This is a genomic window from Allobosea sp. MMO-172, from assembly GCF_037147855.1.
Lineage (GTDB): Bacteria > Pseudomonadota > Alphaproteobacteria > Rhizobiales > Beijerinckiaceae > Allobosea.
In genome coordinates this window covers 49,824-67,019 of the sequence record NZ_JBBCUM010000014.1, presented here as the reverse complement: position 1 = coordinate 67,019, position 17,196 = coordinate 49,824, and the positions used below count along the sequence as shown (strand labels likewise).

At 67.1% G+C, this 17,196-nt stretch carries 18 protein-coding genes; 7 read left to right on the top strand and 11 right to left on the bottom strand.

All coding sequences use genetic code 11. The features are described from left to right. Nucleotides 1-11: 11 nt before the first annotated feature. Nucleotides 12-1,109, bottom strand: a complete 1,098-nt coding sequence (gene ychF, locus WFK61_RS19650; protein ID WP_173044831.1) for a redox-regulated ATPase YchF — start codon at nucleotides 1,107-1,109, stop codon at nucleotides 12-14. Nucleotides 1,110-1,318: 209 nt separating this feature from the next. Here ychF and WFK61_RS19645 point away from each other — a divergent pair, with 209 nt between their 5' ends. Next, nucleotides 1,319-1,924, top strand: coding sequence for a DUF5666 domain-containing protein (locus WFK61_RS19645; RefSeq protein WP_336813772.1), 606 nt, complete (start codon nucleotides 1,319-1,321; stop codon nucleotides 1,922-1,924). 3 nt (nucleotides 1,925-1,927) lie between these two features. Here WFK61_RS19645 and pth read toward each other — a convergent pair whose 3' ends face one another. The 8 genes from pth to WFK61_RS19605 all read right to left on the bottom strand — a co-directional run bounded on the left by pth (nucleotide 1,928) and on the right by WFK61_RS19605 (nucleotide 9,905). After that, complete coding sequence (gene pth / locus WFK61_RS19640; protein ID WP_336813771.1) at nucleotides 1,928-2,542, bottom strand: aminoacyl-tRNA hydrolase; 615 nt, start codon at nucleotides 2,540-2,542, stop codon at nucleotides 1,928-1,930. A gap of 128 nt (nucleotides 2,543-2,670) precedes the next feature. Continuing rightward, nucleotides 2,671-3,288 carry a 50S ribosomal protein L25/general stress protein Ctc gene (locus WFK61_RS19635; protein WP_336813770.1) on the bottom strand — a complete coding sequence of 206 codons (618 nt, stop codon included), beginning with the start codon at nucleotides 3,286-3,288 and terminating at the stop codon, nucleotides 2,671-2,673. Between the two features lie 135 nt (nucleotides 3,289-3,423). Next, nucleotides 3,424-5,277, bottom strand: coding sequence for a putative bifunctional diguanylate cyclase/phosphodiesterase (locus tag WFK61_RS19630; protein WP_336813769.1), 1,854 nt, complete (start codon nucleotides 5,275-5,277; stop codon nucleotides 3,424-3,426). Between the two features lie 108 nt (nucleotides 5,278-5,385). After that, nucleotides 5,386-5,949, bottom strand: a complete 564-nt coding sequence (locus WFK61_RS19625; RefSeq protein WP_336813768.1) for a VUT family protein — start codon at nucleotides 5,947-5,949, stop codon at nucleotides 5,386-5,388. After that, nucleotides 5,946-6,665 (bottom strand): 7-cyano-7-deazaguanine synthase QueC, encoded by a 720-nt coding sequence (gene queC, locus WFK61_RS19620; protein WP_336813767.1) that lies wholly within the window; start codon nucleotides 6,663-6,665, stop codon nucleotides 5,946-5,948. Before queC ends, WFK61_RS19625 begins: the two co-directional genes overlap by 4 nt. Before the next feature lie 164 nt (nucleotides 6,666-6,829). Then, complete coding sequence (locus WFK61_RS19615; protein WP_336813766.1) at nucleotides 6,830-7,774, bottom strand: ribose-phosphate pyrophosphokinase; 945 nt, start codon at nucleotides 7,772-7,774, stop codon at nucleotides 6,830-6,832. Nucleotides 7,775-7,971: 197 nt separating this feature from the next. Then, nucleotides 7,972-8,532 (bottom strand): hypothetical protein, encoded by a 561-nt coding sequence (locus tag WFK61_RS19610; protein ID WP_336813765.1) that lies wholly within the window; start codon nucleotides 8,530-8,532, stop codon nucleotides 7,972-7,974. A 221-nt stretch (nucleotides 8,533-8,753) separates the two neighbouring features. Next, nucleotides 8,754-9,905 carry a M24 family metallopeptidase gene (locus tag WFK61_RS19605; RefSeq protein WP_336813764.1) on the bottom strand — a complete coding sequence of 384 codons (1,152 nt, stop codon included), beginning with the start codon at nucleotides 9,903-9,905 and terminating at the stop codon, nucleotides 8,754-8,756. Between the two features lie 141 nt (nucleotides 9,906-10,046). On the opposite strand from WFK61_RS19605, the gene WFK61_RS19600 reads away from it, so the two are divergent. From WFK61_RS19600 to WFK61_RS19575, 6 genes are all read left to right on the top strand, one after another. Next, nucleotides 10,047-10,301: an accessory factor UbiK family protein gene (locus tag WFK61_RS19600; RefSeq protein WP_047577935.1), complete on the top strand. Its 255-nt coding sequence runs from the start codon at nucleotides 10,047-10,049 to the stop codon at nucleotides 10,299-10,301. Between the two features lie 468 nt (nucleotides 10,302-10,769). After that, a complete protein-coding gene (locus WFK61_RS19595) occupies nucleotides 10,770-11,276 on the top strand; it encodes a type III secretion system chaperone family protein (RefSeq protein WP_257731321.1) in 507 nt (168 codons plus the stop codon). 118 nt (nucleotides 11,277-11,394) lie between these two features. Beyond that, entirely contained in the window at nucleotides 11,395-12,216 is an 822-nt protein-coding gene (gene proC, locus WFK61_RS19590) for a pyrroline-5-carboxylate reductase (RefSeq protein WP_336813763.1), read from the top strand. Nucleotides 12,217-12,383: 167 nt separating this feature from the next. Beyond that, a complete protein-coding gene (locus tag WFK61_RS19585) occupies nucleotides 12,384-13,118 on the top strand; it encodes a TetR/AcrR family transcriptional regulator (protein WP_336813762.1) in 735 nt (244 codons plus the stop codon). A gap of 118 nt (nucleotides 13,119-13,236) precedes the next feature. Continuing rightward, nucleotides 13,237-15,204 carry a methyl-accepting chemotaxis protein gene (locus WFK61_RS19580; protein WP_336813761.1) on the top strand — a complete coding sequence of 656 codons (1,968 nt, stop codon included), beginning with the start codon at nucleotides 13,237-13,239 and terminating at the stop codon, nucleotides 15,202-15,204. After that, on the top strand, nucleotides 15,201-15,560 hold the full coding sequence (locus WFK61_RS19575) for a tRNA-binding protein (RefSeq protein ID WP_336813760.1): 360 nt from the start codon (nucleotides 15,201-15,203) through the stop codon (nucleotides 15,558-15,560). The genes WFK61_RS19580 and WFK61_RS19575 overlap by 4 nt, the downstream gene beginning before the upstream one ends. On the opposite strand, the gene WFK61_RS19570 is transcribed toward WFK61_RS19575, so the two are convergent. Both WFK61_RS19570 and WFK61_RS19565 read right to left on the bottom strand, forming a co-directional pair. Then, entirely contained in the window at nucleotides 15,557-16,483 is a 927-nt protein-coding gene (locus WFK61_RS19570) for a pyridoxamine 5'-phosphate oxidase family protein (RefSeq protein ID WP_336813759.1), read from the bottom strand. The two genes, WFK61_RS19575 and WFK61_RS19570, sit on opposite strands and share 4 nt — an antisense overlap. Then, nucleotides 16,473-17,111, bottom strand: coding sequence for a glutathione S-transferase (locus tag WFK61_RS19565; protein ID WP_336813758.1), 639 nt, complete (start codon nucleotides 17,109-17,111; stop codon nucleotides 16,473-16,475). The genes WFK61_RS19570 and WFK61_RS19565 overlap by 11 nt, the downstream gene beginning before the upstream one ends. Nucleotides 17,112-17,196: the final 85 nt, after the last annotated feature.

The window sequence follows — 17,196 nt, the reverse complement described above, 5'->3', positions numbered from 1 at the left end:
CAGCGGGCTCTTCAGTTCGCGAAGCGGAAATGCAGCACGTCGCCGTCGGCGACGACATACTCCTTGCCTTCGAGCCGGAACTTGCCGGCTTCGCGCGCGCCGGACTCGCCCTTGTTGGCGATATAGTCGTCATAGGCGATGGTTTCGGCGCGGATATAGCCCTTCTCGAAATCGGTATGGATCACGCCGGCGGCCTGCGGCCCCTTGGTGCCCTTCTCGATCGTCCAGGCGCGGGCCTCCTTGGGGCCGACCGTGAAATAGGTGACGAGATGGAGCAGGGCGTAGCCGGCGCGGATCACGCGGTTCAGGCCCGGCTCGTCGAGGCCGACGGCCTCCAGATACTCGGTCTGCTCCTCGGCCGGTAGCACGGCGATCTCGCTCTCGATCTTGGCGGAGACGACGACCGCGACGGCGCCCTCTTCGGCGGCGCGCTTCTTCACCAGCTCGGAGAAGCTGTTGCCCTTGTCGGCGCTGGCCTCCTCGACATTGCAGACATAGAGCACGGGCTTCGACGAGAGCAGGCCGAGCAGTTCGAACGGGCGGCGCTCCTCGGGCGAAAGCTGGACCAGCCGGGCGGGCTTGCCGTCACGCAGCAGGGTGAGGCAGCGGTTCATCAGGTCGACCGCTTCCTTGGCCTCCTTGTCGCCGGACTTCGCCTTCTTCTCCAGCGGCAGCACGCGCTTTTCGAGGCTGTCGAGATCGGCCAGCATCAATTCGGTCTCGATCGTCTCGATATCGTCGACCGGCGAGACCTTGCCCTCGACATGGGTGATGTCGCCATCCTCGAAGCAACGCACGACATGGGCGATGGCGTCGCATTCGCGGATATTGGCGAGGAACTGGTTGCCCAGCCCTTCGCCGCGCGAGGCGCCACGCACGAGGCCGGCGATGTCGACGAAGGTCAGCCGTGTCGGGATGATCTCCTTGGAGCCGGCGATGGCGGCGAGCTTCTCCAGCCGCTCGTCGGGCACGGCGACGTCACCGACATTTGGCTCGATCGTGCAGAACGGGTAGTTCGCAGCCTGCGCCGCGGCCGTCTGCGTCAGCGCGTTGAAGAGGGTCGACTTGCCGACATTCGGCAGGCCGACGATTCCGCATTTGAAGCCCATGATCGCCTGTTCCGTTGCCCGCGGCGGAGGGACCGCTGCCGGGCGTGAAGCTTTTGAAAGTTGCGGCCTTATTGGGGGGCTTGCGCGATAAAGACAAGTGCTGCGCGCCTTATGGCGGCCGTGCCCCTCACGCGAACGTGCATGGCGGCATGGCAGGTGCGGGTGCTGGATCGGGCAGGTTGCCTATCCGCACCACTCGGAGCTTCGCCATGAACCGCATTCGCCTCGCGTTCGCCCTGTCGGTCTTTGCCCTTGCCAGCGGCGTGGCCGTCGCTCAGGCGCCGGGAACGCGGTTGCGCGGCACCGTCGAGCGGATGGAGGGGGCGACGCTGGAGCTCAAGGCTGCCGACGGCCGGGAGATCAAGGTCGCGCTCGCGCCGGGCTTCTCCGTCGGGGGCATGGTCGCGGCGAAGGCCTCCGATATCGCCAAGGGCAGCTTCATCGGGGTCGGTGCGAAGCCGCAGGCCGACGGGACGCTGCTCGCCGTACAGGTCGTGATCTTCCCGGAAGCGATGCGCGGCACGGGCGAGGGGCATCGGCCCTGGGGCGTGCTGCCGGACGCGACGATGACCAATGCGACGGTGGCGGAGACGGTCTCCAAGGTGGACGGCGCCAGTCTGGTGCTGAGCTATCCCGGTGGCGAGCAGAAGGTCGCGATCACGCCTGAGGCGACGATCCTGATGGCGGCGCCGGCCGAGGCTAGCGAGCTCAAGCCCGGCGCACAGGTCGCGATGACGGCGAGCCGGCAAGCCGATGGCAGCTACAGCACGAGCCGGGTCACGGTGGCGAAGGCGGGCGCGAAGTTGCCCCTTTAGGACTCAGCCGTCGCTTTTTTCGCCGAGGCGCTTCACCACCGCATGGCCGCGCGCGTCCATGAAGAGATGCACCTTGTTCTGGAAGCCGGTGTCGTCGTGGGCGGCGAGCAGGGCGGCGTGGTCGGCGGAGGCGGTGCAGAGATCCTCGACCCAGGGCTGCTCGGGCTTGCCGAAATCGTTGAGCACATAGGCGTGGACTAGCGCCTTGTCGCCGGGATGGCCGATGCCCATCCGCACGCGGCGATAGTCGTTGCCGATCGCGGCGGTGGTCGAGCGCAGGCCGTTATGCCCGGCATTGCCGCCGCCGAGCTTCACGCGCAGCTTGGCCGGGGCGAGGTCGAGCTCGTCATGGAAGACGACGACATCGGCGGGCGCGATCTTGAAGAAGCGCGCGGCCTCGCCGATCGAGCGGCCCGACTCGTTCATATAGGTCTGCGGCTTGAGCAGGATGACCTTCTCGCCGCCGATCGTCGCCTCGCAAGACTCGGCCTGGAAGCGGGCGCGCCAGGGCGAGGCACGGTGCAGCCGCGCGATCTCGTCCACGGCCATGAAGCCGATATTGTGCCGGTTGCGGGCATAGCGCGCGCCGGGATTGCCGAGGCCGGCGAAGATCAGCATGGCGGGACTCCGGCAGGCTTGTCAGTTCGGCATCGAGCGGGTTCGACGCCATAGCAAAACGGCCGGGGCTGGCCCGGCCGTCTCGTGATCGTTCCAGGATGGAAGCGGCGCCGGTTGGCGCCGTTTCATCAGGCCTTGGCTTCGGTCGAAGCTTCGGCAGCGTCGGCGGCCGGCTCGGCCTCGACGGTCGGCGCGGAGACCGTGACGATCGTGGCTTCAGCGCCAACCGAGAGCTTGGCACCGGCCGGGAGCTTGATCGCATCGGCATGGACGGAGTCGCCGATGTTCAGGCCGGCGACCGAGACGTCGATCGACTCCGGAATGCTATCGGGCTCGACGGTGACTTCGAGAGCGTGCTCGACGATCTGGACGAGGCCGCCGGCCTTGACGCCGGGGCTCTTCTCCTGACCGACGACGTGCACCGGAACCTGGACCGTGACGGTCTGGCCCTTGGCGACGCGCAGGAAGTCGACATGGATCGGGAAATCCTTGACCGGGTCGAGCTGGTAATCGCGCGGAATGACGCGCTGCTTCTTACCGGCGACGCTGATCTCGAAGATCGTGGTCAGGAAGTGGCCGCCGAAAATCAGCTGGCGGGTCTTGTTGGCGTCGAGCGCGATGGCTTCGGGAGCAGCGCCCCCACCATAGATCACGGCAGGCGTCTGGCCCTGGCGGCGAACAGCACGAGCGGCCCCCTTGCCGACCTGTGCGCGCGCCGAAGCCTCGATTTGCTTCACGGCGGTCATGTTGGATGTCCTTGACTTGTAAATGACAAGGCCGCCTCGTGGCGGCCATTGGGTTGGCGCGTTCAGAGCCTCCAAGGGTGTCAGCCGAACGCAGGGGTGCTCATAGGCGAAAATCGCCGCGATCTCAAGCCCGACTCAGGCGGCGTTCGCGACCTTGCCTGCGGCGGGGGGCGTCGTCTGTATCGGCTGGGCGAAGCGCAGCAGCCATTCACGGATGACCGAGGCTGGAACCGGCGGCGAATAGAGATAGCCCTGGCCGAGGCGGCAGCCCATTTCCGTGAGCCGCTCGGCTTGCGCCTGGCGCTCGATGCCTTCGGCGACGATCTTCATGCCGAGGCGGCGGGTCATGGTCAGCAGCGCCTCGATGATGATCTCGCTGCGGGCGCCGCTATCGATCGAGCCGACGAAGGAGCGGTCGATCTTGATGATGTCGATGGGGAAATCGAGCAGATGGGTGAGCGAGGCGAAGCCGGTGCCGAAATCGTCGAGCGCCACAGGCGAGCCGCAGGCGCGCAATGCTTCCATGGTGCGCGCGACGCCGTCCTTGCGGCCGCCCATGAAGACCTGCTCGGTGACTTCGACCACGAGGTGCTGCATCGGCACGCCGGCCTTTTCCAGGATGCGGCTGGCGCGCTGCACCAGATCGCCCTTCTGGAAATCGGCCGAGGTGACGTTGACCGCGACATGCTGGAAATTCAGGCCGCCCGCCCGCCACTCGGCCATGTCGGCGGCGACCGCCGTCAGCATCTGGGTGGTGGTGCGGTGGGCGATCTTCGGATCGCGCAGCGCATCCTGGAACTCGCCGGCGGTGACGATACGGCCGTCGTCGAGGCGCATCCGGGCGAGGGCCTCGAGGCCGACGACCTCGGTCGTGTCGAGGCGGATGACCGGCTGGTAATAGGGAATGATACGCTCGTCGCCGAGCGCGCCATCGACGTCCCGGCGCACGCGGATGCGCTGCATCATCGCGCTGCGCAACTGCCGGCGGAAGCGGACATAGCGGCCGCGCCGCGTCTCCTTGGCGTGATAGAGCGCGAGATCGGCATTCTGCCGCAGCGTGACGCTGTCCAGCCCGTCCTCACCCGCGATGGCGCCGCCGATGGTGACGCTCGGAACGACGCTGTGGCCGTCATGCTCGAGGGGCAGAGCCATCGCGGCCGTCGCGGCGGAGGCGAGGGAGCGCATGCGCGAGGGTCCCTCGCAATCGGGAATCAGGACGGCGAATTCGTCGCCGCCGATCCGGCAGGTCAGGCAATCGGCGAGCGCGGTGCCGAGCCGGGAGCCGACCTCGGCGATCAGAGCGTCCCCGGCGGCGTGGCCGAGCGTGTCGTTGACCAGCTTGAGATGGTCGATATCGATCAGCATTAGTCCATAGCGGCGGCCGGCGGCGCTCATCTCCGCGATCGCGCCGTTGAACTGGCTGCGGTTCGGCAGGCCGGTCAGCGTGTCGAAATAGGCGAGGCGGTGATTGCGGGTGCGGACCTCGTCATGCTCGATGGCGATGGCGCAGAGATGGACGCAGGTCGCGACGATCTGGCGTTCGAGCAGCTGCGCGTGGCGGGGCCGGTTGAAATAGAAGGCGAAGGCGCCGACGACGCGGCCGTCACGCGCCTTGATCGGGGTCGACCAGCAGGCCCGCAGGCCGAGCGGCAGGGCAAGGCCGGTATAGGGCGCCCAGAGCGGATCGGTGGCGATATCGGTGACTTCGACGGGTTCTCCGCGGAAGACCGCGGTTCCGCAGGAGCCGACATTGGGTCCGACCGGCAATCCCCTGACGCAATTCACGTAATGCGTGGGCAGGCTGGGCGAGGCGAGGGGCTGCAGGCAGCCCTGGTCGTCGACCGTGACGACGGAACAGATCACGCCGGGCGAGATCGCCTCGGCACGATGGCAGAGCCGCTCCATGCAGGCGACCAGAGGCTCGCCGCGTGCGATATCTTCAAGAATATCGTTCTGGAGAGCCTGCAGGCGGCCCGAAGGTCTGATCACGGATTATCCGACTGAGTGCTCGTCGAAGAACCCGCTTCTACCCCAAATGCCTTAAGGTCAGATTGAGGCGCCGCTGCAAAGTTTATGCGGCGCGGCGCTTTCCCGTTCTCAGGCGGCCGCGAGGCCGAGCCGCTCGTCGCGGCGGCGCAGGAGGTGCATCAGCGGCAGTGCGAGCAGCACCATCCAGGCCTTGCCGATGATCTGGCCGGCGAGGAAGTCGAGGCTGCCGAAGGCGAGATGCAGGAAGACGAGGCTGTCGACGACGAGGCCGGTGACGCTCGAGGCGAAGACGGCGGTGACGAAGCGGCGGCGCTGGAGCGGCGTGTAGACCGCGAAATCGGCCAGCTCCGAGAGCAGGAAGGCGGCGACCGAGGCCAGCACGATGGCGGGTGGCGCCAGCATGGCCGAGATCAGCGTGCCGACCGCGATGGCGCCGAGGCCGGCGAGCGGGCCGAGGCGGCGCTGGACGATGTCGCGCAGGACGAGGGCGAGGCCGACCATCAGGACGCCGCTCGGCGCCATGATGCCCGGCCAGACCGGGACCAGGCAGGGGCCGTTCGGCACGCAGACCGCGCCGGCATTGCCGATCAGCCAGTTGGCCGCGGGGATGGTCAGGCCGAACAGGACCAGGGCGATAGTGCCCTCCGTCAGGCGCTGGCGGTCACGGGTCATGGAATAAGTCCAGTATCGTCGGGGGCTTCGAGATAGGCCGCGAAGCCTTTTGATCGCAAATCGCATGCCGGGCAATGGCCGCAGCCGTAACCCCAGCCATGCCGGGTCGTCCTGTCGCCGAGATAGCAGCTATGGCTGTCCTCGATCACGAGGTCGAGCAGGGGCTTTCCGCCGATGGCGCGCGCCAGCGCGAAGGTCTGGGCCTTGTCGCGCCACATCAAGGGCGTGTGCAGAACGAGCCTCCGGTCGAGACCGAGGCTGAGCGCGACCTGCATCGCCTTGATCGTGTCGTCACGGCAATCGGGATAGCCGGAATAGTCGGTTTCGCAGACGCCGAGCACGATATGCTTGAGGTCGCGGCGATAGGCCAGCGCCGCGGCAAAGGTCAGGAAGATCAGGTTGCGGCCGGGCACGAAGGTCGTGGGCAGGCCGGTCTCGGCAAAGGCGATCTCGGTCTCGCGCGTGAGCGCCGTCTCGGAGATCGCGCCGAGTGCCTTGAGGTCGACGACATGGTCGGGGCCGAGCCGCTCGGCATAGCGGGCGGACAGGCCCGGCAGCTTGGCGCGGATCGTCTCGCGGCATTCCATCTCGATGCGGTGGCGCTGGCCGTAGTCGAAGCCGATCGTCTCGACCGCGTCAAAGCGGTCGAGCGCCCAGGCCAGGGTCGTGGTGGAGTCCTGGCCGCCGGAGAACAGGACGAGGGCGCGGGAGGTCATGGCTTTGCTCGTGCCGGAACCACGCCGTCATCCCGGACGCAGCGAAGCGGAGATCCGGGATCCATCGTAGGGAACTGCGCTCTACGATGGATCCCGGGACGACCTTTGGCTGCCCGGGATGACGGGGCGGATGAAACCACCGGCATTCACTCCGACGATTTAGTTCAGTCGAACAGGCTCGACACGCTGGTCTCGCTCGCCGTGCGCTCGATGGCCTCGCCCATCAGGCCGGCGATGGAGATGACGCGGATGTTGCGGGCGACCTTCACGGCCTCGGTCGGCATGATCGAGTCGGTGATGACCAGCTCCTTGAGCTTGGAGCCGGCGATACGGGCGACCGCGCCGCCGGAGAGCACGCCATGGGTGATGTAGGCGTAGACTTCCTTGGCGCCCTGCTCGAGCAGGGCATCGGCCGCATTCACCAGCGTACCGCCGGAATCGACGATGTCGTCGATCAGGATGCAGGAGCGGCCCTCGACGGAACCGATGATGTTCATGACCTCGGACTCGCCCGGCCGGTCACGGCGCTTGTCGACGATGGCCAGCGGGGCATCGATGCGCTTGGCGAGCGCACGCGCCCGGACCACGCCGCCGACGTCGGGCGAGACGACCATGGCGTTCTTCCATTCCAGCCGGTCCTTGATGTCGCGCGCCATCAGCGGGGCGCCGAACAGGTTGTCGGTCGGGATGTCGAAGAAGCCCTGGATCTGGCCGGCATGGAGATCGAGCGTCAGCACGCGATCGACGCCGGCATGGGTGATCAGGTTGGAGACGAGCTTGGCCGAGATCGGGGTGCGGCCCGAGGCGCGCCGGTCCTGACGGGCATAGCCGAAATACGGAATCACCGCCGTGATGCGGCGCGCCGAGGAGCGGCGCAAGGCATCGGTGATGATCAGCAGTTCCATCAGATGGTCGTTGGTCGGGAACGAGGTCGACTGGATGATGAAGACATCCTGTCCGCGCACGTTCTCCTGAATCTCGACGAAGACCTCCATGTCGGCGAAGCGCCGAACGGAAGCCTTGGCGAGCGGTATGCTGAGATGATGGCAGATCGCCTCGGCCAGCGGACGATTGGAGTTGCCGGCGACGACTTTGAAGTGGGAGGCCATGCCGTAGCGCACCGTTGCAGTAAGGCTGAGCAGGGAGGGCCGGCATTGCCGGCTCAATTCGAACGGCTCTTAACAGCGCGGTCGGACGGAGTCGACCATTGCAGTGCAATATCGGTGCTCAAAAAGCGCAGGGCGGTGCGCCGTGACCCGGAAACCACTGCCGCAGCGTCGCCGAGAGGCGACGCGCGCTTGCAGACTCAACTCTTCTTGTCAGCGGTCGCGGCGACGCGGGTGCCCGCCCTTGCGGGTTTCGCGGGTTTGTCGTCGACCGAGAGCGTTTCGACGCCCGGGGCGGTGACGAGGAAGCCGGCGATCGCGTCCATCGAGTCGGACGCCGCCTTGGCGACGATCGTCTGATCGATGCCGGCCCAGGGGTCGGAACCGCCGCTGCGCTTGCCGATGCTCTCGCCCTGCACGCGCTGGGCGCGCTGCTTGGTCGAATCATAGACGTCCCAGACAAAGGCGAGCGCGGTCTGGCCGTCTTCGGTCGGCTGGGCGGTGAGGTAGCCCTTCACGCGGAAACGCGCCGGCTTGTTGCCGGGGACGATCTCCATCTTGCGCTCGGCCGCCGCCTCGCCGAGCAGGCCGGCGAAGCTTGTGGTGACGTTTTCCGGCGCGCCGGAGATACTCTGGACCGAGACCGGGACGCCGGGCGCATCGACGCGCGGCCGGGCAGCGGTCTGGGTGGTTTCCTGGCAGCCGGCGAGCGCCAGCGCGAAAACCGGCCCCAAAGCGAGGCCGCTAAAACGGTTGATCATGACGCCTCCCGCCCTTCGGGCTGTGGACTGCTTCGAGATTCCCTGCGCGCCCCTTTTAGAGGCTGCCAGGGGCTATGGGAAGGATTTGATGAGGTGAAAACGGCGGAGATGGGAGGAGCGCTGCGCAGCCGATACGTCCGTATCGGCAAGCGGTGCGACGCTGCAGCTCCGCCGTTTTCACCTCATCAAATCCTTCCCATAGCCCCTGGCAGCCTCTCAGCTCAACGGATGACGAGGTTCAGATCGGGCAGGTTCAAGGCCTCGGCGCCGCCTTCGCCGACGAGATAGGTCCGGCCCAGGCACATCGCGGTTTCGCTGGCGGAATCCATCAGGATCATATGGGCGAACATCACCATGCCCGGCACGATCGGCCAGTCATTGGCCTCGTAGAACATCGGCCAATCCATCCAGGACGGGGTGAATTTGGCGCCCAGCGAATAGCCGCAGGCATTGAGCCGGTGCTGCGCCAGGCCATGCTCGTCGAAGACGCGGGCATGGGCGGCGAAGACGTCTCCGGCGGTGCGGCCGGGCTTCAATTCGGCCTCGCAGGCGAGCAGGGCGTCGCGGGCGGCGGCGTGATAGGGGCGGTGGAGCGGGCGCGGCTCGCCGACGACCACGGTGCGCATCGCCGCGACGTGATAGTGCCGGTCGGTGCCGGCGAATTCGAGCGTGATCTGGTCGTCGGCATCGAGCCTGCGGCGGCCGGACTTGTAGCGGCAGAGCAGGGCGTCGCGGCCGGAACCGATGATGAACTCGTTGGCGGGATAGTCACCGCCGCCCGCGAAGATCGCGTTGTGCTGGGCGGCGAGGACCTCGCCCTCGTCGGCGCCCGCCCGGATCGCGGCGAGCGCCGCGCGGTCGGCCGCGTCGGCAAGCACGGCGGCACGCCTGACATAGGCGATCTCCTCCGCCGATTTCACCGCGCGCAGGCGGGTGACGATGAGCGATGTGTCGGCGAGCTCGGCCTGCCCGGCGAAACGGGTTTCGAGCTTGCGGTAGTTCGAGGCGACGAGGCCGTAGGATTCGAACTCCACGCCGATGCGCTTGCCGGCGAGGCCGAGATCGCGGGTCAGCGCGAGCAGGTCGGCCGTCGGGTCGGCGTCGCGGCCGTCCTTCCAGATGCGGATATCGCCTAGATTCGAGGTCTGTTGTGCCTGCCGGAGATCGGCGGAGCGGGTCAGAAGCGCCATCGTGCCGTCGGCTTTGACGACAAGGCACTGGAAGAAGCAGAAGCCGAAAGTGTCGTAACCGGTCAGCCAGAACATCGATTCCTGCTGGAACAGGAAGAGCGCATCGAGGCGCTCAGCTTGCATCGCGGCCAATAGGGTTTCACGGCGGCGGGCGAATTCGGCTGGCGTGAAATGCAAGGCCATGGCGCGGTTCCTCCGGAGCTGCCGCCATGTGAGCGCGCCGGCTGCCGGGGAGCAAGCCCGACATCGGGTCGCAATTGCGGGCTCAGCGCGGGCTGCCTATAGGCTGTTCACCAGAGAGCTTCATCCCGAAGGGAGAGAACCATGGTGAACCCCGGCAACCGCATCCTCGACGATATCGCCCGCCTCGCCACCGATGCCGCCGGCGCGGCGCAGGGCGTGCGGCGCGAGGTCGAGACGGTGGTGAAGACGCAGATCGAACGCCTGCTGCGCGACCTCGACGTCGTCACCCGCGAAGAGTTCGAAGCGGTGCGCGAGATGGCGCTGATCGCCCGCGAGGAGAACGACAAACTCGCCGCACGGCTGAAGGCGCTGGAAGAGAAGCTCGGCAAGGCCTGAGCGTCTGATCGGGAAACGGGTGAGCCCTCATCCTGAGGAGCCATCCCGCCAGGGATGGCGTCTCGAAGGATGTTTCAGGAGGATCAGGAGCCATCTGGACCATCCTTCGAGACGCAGCCTTTGGCTGCTCCTCAGGATGAGGACTGGTGTTCCGACTGACTCTGCAAAGGCGCCCTGACTGCCCTCAGGTTATGTCCACAGCCATGTGCTGTGGACAGCCCTCCAGAGGGATTGAGCCCGCCGGCCGAATCCGCGGAGCTTGGCGCCGTGTTGGGAGCGTCACAGCGCCTGCGCTATCGTCGGTGGAAAGAATTGATTCGTCGGGCGGATTCGTCCTGCCGCGCCGGATGGGAGCATCTCCGTCGAGAGGCTCCGGAGGTGTGTTGCGTTCCTTCGGCTTTCCAGTCGCCGTGTTCCTCTTCTCGAACGCGCCGGATGCACCCGCATCCGGAAGGTGGACCTTAGGGCATGATAGACCTCGATATGGACGCCGAGCTCGATCGGCCTTCCAACCCGCTCGACCTGTTCGAACGCCTCGCCGCACTCAATGACTGGGCGTTCGACCGCGACAGCGAGGACGAGCTTTCGGTCGCCGTCACCGGTGGCTGGTCGGAATACCAGGTTGCCGTCACCTGGCTCGCCGAGGTGGAGGCGCTGCATATCGCCTGCGCCTTCGACCTGAAGGTGCCGGAGCGGCGGCGCGGCGAGGTGCTTCAGCTCGTCAGCCTCGTCAACGAGCAGCTCTGGCTCGGCCATTTCGATCTCTGGAGCAGCGAAAGCGTGGTGATGTACCGCCACGGCCTGTTGCTCTCCGGCGGGGCCGAGCCGACTGAGGAGCAGGCGGCGGCGCTGGTGAAGGCCGCGGTCGAAGCCTGCGAACGCTACTACCAGGCTTTCCAGTTCGTCGTCTGGGCCGGCAAGACCGCCCGGGAAGGCATGGAAGGCGCGATCCTGGAGACGGTCGGCGAGGCCTGAGCCGCCGCGCTGCCGCCATGGCCGGGCTTGACCCGGTCAGCCCTTGCAGGCTCTGGTCCTGTGCTGTCCGGGAGCAAGCCCCGGGCGCATGCCCTGTCTCCAAGCGATGAGAACCGCCATGACCGCTTCCCTGCCGCAAACGCTCGTTCTCATCGGTGCGGGCAAGATGGGCGGCGCCATGCTGGAAGGCTGGCTGCGCATCGGCATCGACCCCAAGGGTATCAGCCTGATCGATCCCAAGCCGTCGGACGAGATGGTCGCGCTGGCCAATGAGAAGGGCATGCGGGTCAATCCTTCCGCCAAGGAGATTCCCGCCGCCGATGTCGTCGTGCTCGCGACCAAGCCGCAGATGCTCGACACGGCCGCCCCCGCCGTGCAGGCCTTCATCCACCCGCGCACGCTGCTGATCTCGATCCTCGCCGGCAAGACGCTGGGCGATCTCGCGGCGCGGCTGCCCAATGCCGGCGCGATCATCCGCGCCATGCCGAACCTGCCGGCGGCCGTGCAGCGCGGCGCGACCGCGGCTGCGCCCGGCAAGGGCGTGAGCGCGGCCCAGCGCGCCACCGCCGATGCGCTGCTCGGCAGCATCGGCAAGGTCGAATGGCTCGACGACGAGGGGCTGATCGATGCGGTCACCGCCGTGTCGGGCTCGGGCCCGGCCTATGTCTTCCATCTCGTCGAATGCCTGGCCGCCGCAGGCAGGGATGCCGGCCTGCCGGCCGATGTCGCCGAGCGGCTGGCGCGGGCGACCGTGGAAGGTGCGGGCGAACTGCTGTTCCAGTCGCCGCTGCCTCCGGGGACGCTGCGCCAGAACGTGACCTCGCCCGGCGGCACCACCGCTGCGGCGCTCGAGGTGCTGATGGCCGATGACGGCATGAAGCCGCTCATGCGCAAGGCGGTGGCTGCTGCCAAACGTCGCGCCGGCGAGCTTTCCGGTTGAATTTCCCCGCCTTTCTGTCGAAAAGGCCTGAAAATTCAGATTGTTGCATGACGCATTTTCTTCACGCGAACCGGTTTCCACTTCGCTTGAAAATGCTGTCGACAGCCTTCCACCCGCCACGATAGCGGCCTAACCTCCTCTCGACGCGAAGCGAGAGGAGCAGTCCCATGGCCCGCAAACCCGTTTCCACCCCGTCCGAGGCCGCGCCTGCGGTCGATCCGCGCCGTCGCGCGGTCGATGCCTTGATGAAGCTCGCCACCGAGCGGCCCTGGGACCAGATCGAATTGCCGGATATCGCGACCGAGGCCGGGTTGACGCTCTCGCAACTGCGCGGGCTGTTCCCGTCCAAGCTGGCCATGCTCGGCGGGGTGACCCGTATCGTCGACGATGCCGTCCTGGCCGGTTCCTCGGACGACCTTGCCGGCGAGCCGGTCAAGGAGCGGATGTTCGACCTCGTCATGCGCCGGCTCGATGCGATGGCACCTTACAAGGCTGGCTTGCGCAAGATCGCGCCGGTCATCCGCCGTGACCCGCTGGCGCTGGCGGCGCTCAATCGCGGCGCGGTCAATTCCTGGCGCTACATGCTAGCCTCGGCCGGCATCCCAACCGAGGATTCGCTGGGGCATCTGCGGGTGCAGGGCGCGGTGCTGCTGATGGCGCGGGTCTCCGAGACCTGGCTCGACGATGACGAGCCGGAACTGTCGAAGACGATGGCGCGACTGGATCGTGAGCTGAAGACGGCCGGGCGGATCATGGCCCGGGTCGAGGACGTTCATCGATTGACGGCGCCATTCCGAGGGCTGGCGCGGGCGATCTGCTCGGGGCGTCCCCTGAAAGGGCGCCGGCGTGAGCGGGCGTCGGAGCGCGGTGAAGAGAACGAGGATTACGCGCCGGCGATCTGAGCGCCGGGGCGGCCTCGCGGCACCTGCGACAAAATGTGGCGAAACTCGGTCAGCGTTAAGCGGGTTTTAGCCAATTTTGAGCGAATGAGGGGAATCCCCATCCGCGCAGGATACGCGAATGTCGTTCACCCGGAAGCTTGCTACCCTCTCGATCAGCCGTTCCTTCGGTCTGATCGCCGCTTTGGCCGTGCTGATCGCCGTAGGCGCCGTCGGCTATACGCTCAACGCTGCCCGCAACGAGATGATCACGCTCAAGCGGGCCGAGATGAAGAACGCCGTCGAGGCCGCGGCGACGACGGTCAAGGGCTACCTGGCACGTGTCCAGAGCGGTGAGCTGAAGGAAGACGAGGCCAAGAAGCTGGCGATGGCCGCGCTCGACAGCGCGCGCTTCGACAGCGGCAACTATTACTTCCTGATCAATTACGACGGCATCAGCGTCCTGCACGCGAACAAGAAGATCCAGTCGACGGACATGAAGCCGCTCAAGGACGCGGACGGCAAGTTCTTCGTCCAGGAGATGGTTTCGCTGGCCAAGGCGAAGACCGAGGGCTTCGTGGACTATGGCTGGCTCAAGCCCGGCGACAAGGACCCTTCGCTCAAGATCTCCTACATCATCGGCATTCCGCAATGGCAGTGGGTGGTCGGCTCCGGCCTGCATGTCCAGGATGTCGATGCGGCGTTCATGGGCATGGTCGGCGGCGTCGCCAAGGTTCTGGTGCCGCTCGGCCTGATCATGCTCGGCCTCGTGATCGTGCTCAGCCGCCGCGCGTCCGGCATGCTGCACTCCGTGCGCGGGTCGATGGAAGGCCTGGCTGCCGGCCAGCTCGATACCCCGATCGCGCATCAGGAGCGGTCCGACGAGATCGGCGCGATGGCGCGTACGCTCGTCGTCTTCCGTGATGCCGCCCTCGCCAAGGAAGCGATGGAGGCCGACAAGATTCGCATGGAGGAGGAGGCGGCCGGCCACCGCCACGCCGCAGATGGCGAACGCCGTCGCAACGAGGCCGACCGTGCGGAGCATTCCCGCGTGCAGGCCGATGTGGTCCATGCGCTCGGCCAGGGCCTGGAGCGTCTCTCGGACGGCGACCTGACCTATCGGATCGAGGACCATTTCACCGCCGAGTACGTCAAGCTCAAGGACGACTTCAACGGCGCCATCGCCAAGCTGCAGGACGCGATGCGCCAGATCGCGACCAATACCGAGAGCATGAAGGCGGGCTCGACCGAGATCAGCCAGGCGGCCGACGACCTCGCCAGCCGCACCGAGCAGCAGGCCTCCTCCGTCGAGGAGACGGCCACCGCGCTGGACGAGCTCACCGCCACGGTTCGCCAGACCGCCGAGAGCGCGCGCCTCGCCAATCAGGCGACGGAGCAGGTCAAGACCGAGGCCGAACAGTCGACCAGCATCGTCCGCGATGCGGTGACGGCGATGGGCGGCATCGAGAAGTCCGCTCAGGAAATCTCGCAGATCGTCGGCGTCATCGACGAGATCGCCTTCCAGACCAATCTGCTCGCGCTCAACGCCTCGGTCGAGGCGGCGCGGGCCGGCGATGCCGGCAAGGGCTTTGCGGTCGTGGCCTCCGAGGTGCGGGCGCTGGCGCAGCGCTCCGCCTCCGCCGCGAAGGAGATCAAGACCCTGATCGACGCCTCGACCATCGAGGTGGAGAAGGGCGTCACGCTGGTCGGCCAGACCGGCGGCGCGCTGCAGCGCATGGCTTCCGAGATCACCCGCGTCACCACGTTGGTGGCCGAGATCGCCGGCGCCGCGCAGGAGCAGGCTTCGGGCCTCCAGGAGGTCAATTCCGCCGTCGGCGAGATGGACCAGGCGACGCAGCAGAACGCCGCGATGGCCGAGCAGTCGACCGCCGCCGCGCATTCGCTGTCGCAGGAAGCCGACCGGCTCTCCTCGCTGGTCGCGCGCTTCCAGCTCGGCGGCGACGTCGCCCGGCTCAAGGCGATCTCGCAGACGATGCGGGCGGCCGTCGCTACGGCGCCGCGCCCTGCGGTTCCGCGCGCCAAGGCCGTCAACGGCGCTGCTGCGACGCCCAAGGCCGATGCCCGCGACGACGGCTGGGCCGAGTTTTGAGCGAGCCTTCCGCTCCGGTCGCACAGATCGGCTTTGACGATTTCCTGAAGGTCGACATCCGTGTCGGCACGATCGTCGAGGCCGAGCCCTATCCGGAGGCGCGCAAGCCCTCGATCAAGCTCGTGATCGATTTCGGCGGCACGGTCGGCCGCAAGAAATCCTCGGCGCAGATCACCAAGCACTATCGGCCGGAAGAGCTTCCCGGCCGGCAGGTCCTCGCGGTGGTGAATTTCCCGCCGCGCCAGATCGGCAAGTTCATGTCGGAGGTGCTGACCCTCGGCATCCCCGATGCCGACGGTGAAGTCGTCCTGATCGGGCCGGGCCAGTCCGTGCCCGACGGCGGCAGGCTCTTCTAGGCCGCCACCGACCACAGGCCGGTCTGCAAGGTGGTCGGCGCGAATTCCGGCGCCGACCAGCGTAGCGATAGCGTGTTGCCCCGGCGCCAGCCGCGCTTCACATGGAAGCGCCAGAGGCGCTCAGTGCCGTCCAGCCGCGCCAGCTCCGGTCCCTGCCAGACGATCTCCGCTTCGCCCTGCAAGTGCAGCAGGCTGCCCGTCGCGAAATCGACGAAGAGCAGGGCGGCACGCGGCTCCCGCAGCAGATTCCCGAACGTGTTGAAATAGTTGTTGCCGGCGAAGTCCGGCACGGTGAGCGTGTCGCCATCGACCCGGACGAAGCCGGGCCGGCCGCCGCGATGCGAGATGTCGATGCCGCCGGTCTCGGCCTCAAGCGCGGCGGCGCTGGCGATGAACAGCGTGTCGGCTTCGGCGATCAGCGCGCGTGCCGGCGCATCCAGGCCTGAGAATGTGACCGGCGTCGCGGCTGGTTCGTCGCCATCCTGAAGCCGATTGCGCACCTGAATGTACTTCGCGCAATTGCCGAAGCTCTGCGCGATCTCGACCGTGAACGCATTCGCGGCGACGGAGCCGATCCGGCCATTGGCACGGTTGCGGCGGCGGGTCTCCAGTTCGAGGCCGAGCAGGCCGATGGGACTGTCCGGCCGGAACGCGTCGAAGGCCGGATCATCCTCGGAAGGCAGGGCCGCGATCGACAGCATGGTCGGCGTCGGGCTTGTCACGAAGCCGGGTTCGGCGGCCAACGCCGTCGCCAAGGGCCAGCCCTCCCGGTCCAGCACGCCGGCGAAGAGCCAGGGCAGCTGGCCGAAGAAGATGCGGTGCTGATCCGGCATGAACGGGCGGATACCGGCGCCGCGCGAGGCGACGCCGGCCAGCGCCTGCGCTGCTAGCTCGCCGGCATGGAAGGGGCCGTCAGGCAGCATCGTCGTCGAGCTCCGGCGGCAGGGGCGAAGGCGGGATCGGCTTGAAGAAGGGCAGGGCCTCGATGCGGGCAAGCCAGCTGCGCACGGCCGGATAGGGCTTCAGCGAGATGCCGCCTTCAGGGGCGTGAGCCACGTAGGAATAGCAGGCGAGATCGGCGATCGTCGGATGGGCCGCGGCGAGATAGTCGCGCGTCGTCAGATGCTCCTCCATGAATGTCAGCAGCCGGGCGGCGATCCGCTGCGCGCGGGCCTTGTCGTCCTTCAGGCCGAATTGGGTGACGAGGCGGGCGATCGAGGGGCCGTGCATGACCTCGCCTGCGGCGATCGAGAGCCAGCGCTGGACATGGGCGGCGCCGACGGGGTCGAGCGGCAACCAGTCGCTGTCGGGGGCATAGCGCCGGACCAGATAGACCATGATCGCGTTGCTGTCGGCGAGGGCCAGATCGCCATCCTGGAGCACTGGAATCTGGCCGAGTGGGTTGAGCTTGCGGAAGGGCGCGCTCCGGCGGATATCGGCCGGGGCCTCCTCGCTGCGATAGGGCAGGCCGAGGGCCAGTAGCAGCAGTTCGACGCGGTGGGCGTGGCCCGAAAGGGGCGTTCCGTGGAGGATGATCTCTGGTGACGGCATGGCGCTGCTCCTGATTATGCGCAGCATCATGATCGTTTCGCAGAAGCAGCGAAATCTGCTATCGAGTGAACTCAGAATTTCAGTT

Bases quoted from the DNA above. Each gene is read 5' to 3' on its own strand.
- WFK61_RS19615 (WP_336813766.1), bottom strand. From the start codon at position 7,774: ATGGCCTCCCACTTCAAAGTCGTCGCCGGCAACTCCAATCGTCCGCTG.
- WFK61_RS19600 (WP_047577935.1), top strand. From the start codon at position 10,047: ATGGTGAACCCCGGCAACCGCATCCTCGACGATATCGCCCGCCTCGCC.
- WFK61_RS19635 (WP_336813770.1), bottom strand. From the start codon at position 3,288: ATGACCGCCGTGAAGCAAATCGAGGCTTCGGCGCGCGCACAGGTCGGC.
- pth (WP_336813771.1), bottom strand. From the start codon at position 2,542: ATGCTGATCTTCGCCGGCCTCGGCAATCCCGGCGCGCGCTATGCCCGC.
- WFK61_RS19580 (WP_336813761.1), top strand. From the start codon at position 13,237: ATGTCGTTCACCCGGAAGCTTGCTACCCTCTCGATCAGCCGTTCCTTC.
- WFK61_RS19595 (WP_257731321.1), top strand. From the start codon at position 10,770: ATGATAGACCTCGATATGGACGCCGAGCTCGATCGGCCTTCCAACCCG.
- ychF (WP_173044831.1), bottom strand. From the start codon at position 1,109: ATGGGCTTCAAATGCGGAATCGTCGGCCTGCCGAATGTCGGCAAGTCG.
- WFK61_RS19645 (WP_336813772.1), top strand. From the start codon at position 1,319: ATGAACCGCATTCGCCTCGCGTTCGCCCTGTCGGTCTTTGCCCTTGCC.
- WFK61_RS19625 (WP_336813768.1), bottom strand. From the start codon at position 5,949: ATGACCCGTGACCGCCAGCGCCTGACGGAGGGCACTATCGCCCTGGTC.
- proC (WP_336813763.1), top strand. From the start codon at position 11,395: ATGACCGCTTCCCTGCCGCAAACGCTCGTTCTCATCGGTGCGGGCAAG.
- WFK61_RS19605 (WP_336813764.1), bottom strand. From the start codon at position 9,905: ATGGCCTTGCATTTCACGCCAGCCGAATTCGCCCGCCGCCGTGAAACC.
- queC (WP_336813767.1), bottom strand. From the start codon at position 6,665: ATGACCTCCCGCGCCCTCGTCCTGTTCTCCGGCGGCCAGGACTCCACC.
- WFK61_RS19565 (WP_336813758.1), bottom strand. From the start codon at position 17,111: ATGCCGTCACCAGAGATCATCCTCCACGGAACGCCCCTTTCGGGCCAC.
- WFK61_RS19570 (WP_336813759.1), bottom strand. From the start codon at position 16,483: ATGCTGCCTGACGGCCCCTTCCATGCCGGCGAGCTAGCAGCGCAGGCG.
- WFK61_RS19585 (WP_336813762.1), top strand. From the start codon at position 12,384: ATGGCCCGCAAACCCGTTTCCACCCCGTCCGAGGCCGCGCCTGCGGTC.
- WFK61_RS19610 (WP_336813765.1), bottom strand. From the start codon at position 8,532: ATGATCAACCGTTTTAGCGGCCTCGCTTTGGGGCCGGTTTTCGCGCTG.